1 protein-coding gene is annotated in these 3,626 nt (G+C 76.7%); it reads right to left on the bottom strand.

The genetic code is table 11. The features are described 5' to 3' along the window. Positions 1-157 precede the first annotated feature (157 nt). The gene (locus tag C6N75_RS29705; RefSeq protein WP_105871928.1) at positions 158-3,568 is read right to left on the bottom strand and encodes an ATP-dependent helicase; all 3,411 of its coding nucleotides are present in this window, start codon (positions 3,566-3,568) and stop codon (positions 158-160) included. Between the last annotated feature and the right edge of the window lie 58 nt (positions 3,569-3,626).

Here is a 3,626-nt window from a genome sequence, read left to right as displayed (position 1 = left end):
CGGGCGGCGCGGTGATGCAGGCCGTCTGCTCCGGGGTGAACGGGATGCCGAGGAGCTCCTTGAGCTGCTCGGGGTCGGTGAGGCGTGTGGTCACGGTCATCGAGGCTAGCGGGCGCCACTGACAGCGCCGCCCGGTCACCGGTCGGCGCCGTTTGCGTCACTCGACGATCTGGTGGCCTTCGGGGCGGGCGCTGCAACTTGCCCGGAAGGAGCAGCGGGCGCAGTGCTGGCCGGCGGTGGGGGTGAAGCGTTCGTCCAGGACGCGGCCTGCGGCGGTGGCAAGGAGGTCGCCGACCCACTCGCCGTCGGCTCCCTCGGGGGGCGGCTGCTGCTGGACGCGGGGCAGCGTGTCGCCGCCTTCGGTCTTGGGGGCGGCCTGGCGGAGGTGGACGAGTTCCGCGCCGCCCGGTTCGGGGCGGTGGCCGTCGAAGACGTCGTCGAGCGCCCCTTCGCGTACCGCGAGCTGGTAGACGGCGAGCTGCGGGTGGCGGGCGACCTCGCCCTTGGTGGGCGCGGCTTTGCCGGTCTTGAAGTCGACGACGTAGGCGCGGCCCTGTTCGTCGGTCTCGACGCGGTCCATGGAGCCGCGGATGCGGACCTGGTAGTCGCCGGCGTCCAGGGTGACATCGAAGTCGTGCTCGGTGGCGGCGGGGTGGCGGCCGCCGCGGTCGGTGACGTGCCAGCGCAGGAAGCGTTCGAGGGCGGCGCGGGCCTGCTGCTTCTCCTGTACGGATTTCCAGGGGGCGTCGAAGGCGAGGGCGTCCCAGACGGAGTCGAGCCGTTCCATGAGGACGTCGAGGTCGGCGGGGGTGCGGCCGGAGGCGACCTCGTCGGCGAGGACGTGGACGACGTTGCCGAAGCCCTGGGCGGCGGTGGCGGGGGCGTCGGCCTTGACCTCCCGGCCGAGGAACCACTGGAGGGCGCAGGTGTTGGCGAGCTGGTCCAGGGCGCTGCCGGAGAGGGCGACGGGCCGGTCGCGGTCGCGCAGCGGCACGGTGGAGTGCGTCGGCTCGTACAGCCCCCACCAGCGGTGCGGGTGGGCGGCGGGGACGAGTGCCTGGCCTTCGTCGTCGGTGAGGGCGGCGAGCCGGGCGAGCCGGCGGGCGGCGGCCTCGCGCAGCGCGGGTGAGGCGGCGGGGTCGACGGTGGTGGCGCGCAGTTCGGCGACGAGGGCGGCGACGGCGAGGGGGCGGCGGGGCCGGCCGGTGACGTCCTTGGGTTCGGCGCCGAGTTCGGCCAGCAGCCGGGAGGGCTGGTCGCCGTCCTCGGCGGGGGCCTTGACGGCGGTGACGACGAGCCGGTCGCGGGCGCGGGTGGCGGCGACGTAGAACAGCCGGCGTTCCTCGGCGAGCAGCGCGCCGGGGGTGAGGGGTTCGGCGAGGCCGTCGCGGCCGATGCGGTCGGCTTCCAGCAGGGAGCCGCGGCGGCGCAGGTCGGGCCAGAGTCCTTCCTGTACGCCGGCGACGACGACGAGGCTCCACTCCAGGCCCTTGGAGCGGTGCGCGGTCATCAGCCGTACGGCGTCGGGGCGGACGACGCGCTTGGCGAGGGTGTCGGCGGCGATGTCCTGGGCGTCGACCTCTTCGAGGAAGTTCAGCGCGCCGCGGCCGCCGGTGCGCTCCTCGGCTCGGGCGGCGGTGTCGAACAGGGCGCACACCGCGTCCAGGTCGCGGTCGGCGTTGCGGCCGGCGGCGCCGCCGCGCAGGGCCGCTCGCTGGAGCCGGCCGGGCCAGGGGGTGCCGTTCCACAGCATCCACAGCGCTTCTTCGGGGGTGCCGCCGGCGGCGAGGAGCGCGCGGGTGTCGCGCAGGAGCGCGCCGAGCCGCTGCGCGCCGCGGGCGTACGCGGGGTCGTGCGCGGTGAGCCGTTCGGGCTCGGCGAGTGCGCGGGCCAGGAGGGTGTCGGACGGCGGCGGGAGGGTGTTGCCGGCGGCGCGTTCCTCGTCGCGCAGGGCGCGGCCGAGCCGGCGCAGGTCGGCGGCGTCCATCCCCCCGAGGGGGGAGGCGAGCAGGGTGAGGGCGGTCTCGGCGTCCAGCCAGGCGGGTGGCGGTTCGTCCTGGGCCGCGGGAGCGCCGCGGTCCTCGCCGGCCGGGACGGTGTCGGGCGCGCGGCCTTCGGCTGCTTCACCGGCAGCGGCGGCAGTGTCCGTGCGGTCTCCGGCTGCCTCGCCGGCCGCAGGGGGGCCGTCCGCGCGGCCTCCGCCCGTTTCACCGGCGGCGGCGTCCGCGCGCTCCTCGCCTGCTTCACCGGCCGCAGGGGGGCCGTCCGCGCGGGTGGCGGCGGCGCGCAGGGCGGTCAGCAGGGGGGTGACGGCTGGTTCGTAACGCAGGGCGAGGTCGTTGCCGTCGACCTCCAGTGGGACGCCGGCCGAGGTCAGGGCGCGCCGGACGGCGGGGATCGTGCGGCCGCCGGCGCGGACGAGCACGGCCATCTCCCGCCACGGCACGCCGTCCTCCAGATGGGCGCGGCGCAGGATGTCGGCGATGTTGTCCAGCTCGGTGGAGGCGGTCGGGTAGGTGTACGCCTCCACGCGCCCGCCCTCGCGGACGGCGGCCGGCTCCCGGTGGGCGCGGACCTTGTCGGCGGGCAGCCTGGGCAGCGGCATCCGGGCGGTGAGCCGCCGGGTGGCGTCGAGCAGGGCGGCGCCGGAGCGGCGGGAGGCGCGCAGCACGGCGACCGGGGCGGGACGGCCGTCGGCGCGCGGGAAGGCGTCGGGGAAGTCGAGGATGCCGCCCACGTCCGCGCCCCGGAAGGCGTAGATCGACTGGTCGGGGTCCCCGAACGCGTACACCGTCCGTCCGCCGCCGGCGAGCGCCCGCAGCAGCCGCACCTGCGCGGGGTCGGTGTCCTGGTACTCGTCGACGAAGACGGCGTCGTACGGCGGGAGGGCGACCCGGTCGGCGAGGAGCACGGCCCGGTGGACCAGCTCGGCGTAGTCGAGGACGCCCTGCATGTCGAGGACGTCGAGGTACTCGGCGAGGAAGTCGGCGGCCGCCGACCAGTCGGGGCGGCCGGTGCGGGCGGCGAAGTCGGCCAGTGCGCGGGGGCCGAGGCCCAGCTCCCGGGAGCGGGCGAGGACGGCGCGCACCTCGTCGGCGAAGCCGCGGGTGGTCAGGCAGGCGCGCAGGTCGTCGGGCCAGCGAACACGGAGATGGCCTCGCTGCTCCAGGTCGAGCTGGCCGGCGAGCAGCTCGCGTACGGCGAGGTCCTGCTCGGGGCCGGACAGCAGGCGCAGCGGTTCGGAGAACAGGTCGGCGTCCTGGTGGGCGCGGATCAGGGCGTAGCAGTAGGAGTGGAAGGTGGTGGCCTGCGGGGCGGGTGCGCCGCCGAGCCGGGCGGCCATCCGGTCGCGCAGCTCGACGGCGGCCTTGCGGCTGAAGGTGAGGACGAGCAGGCGTTCGGGGTCGGCGCCCTGGGCGACGCGGGCGGCGACGGCCTCCACCAGGGTGGTGGTCTTCCCGGTGCCGGGCCCGGCCAGCACCAGCAGCGGTCCGTCCTCGTGGTCAACCACGGCCCGCTGGGAGGCGTCCAGCTCAGGGGGGCTGGGGGCGGCCGGCGGGGTCCGCACCAGGCGGTACGGGCCCGCGGCCCGCCCGCGGTACGGCGTACGGCCGGTGGTGGTCGGA

This window comes from Streptomyces solincola, from assembly GCF_002982015.1.
In the GTDB taxonomy this organism is placed as follows: domain Bacteria; phylum Actinomycetota; class Actinomycetes; order Streptomycetales; family Streptomycetaceae; genus Streptomyces; species Streptomyces solincola.
Note: the sequence above shows the minus strand (reverse complement) of the source record. Positions and strands in the feature narration are given on the sequence as shown.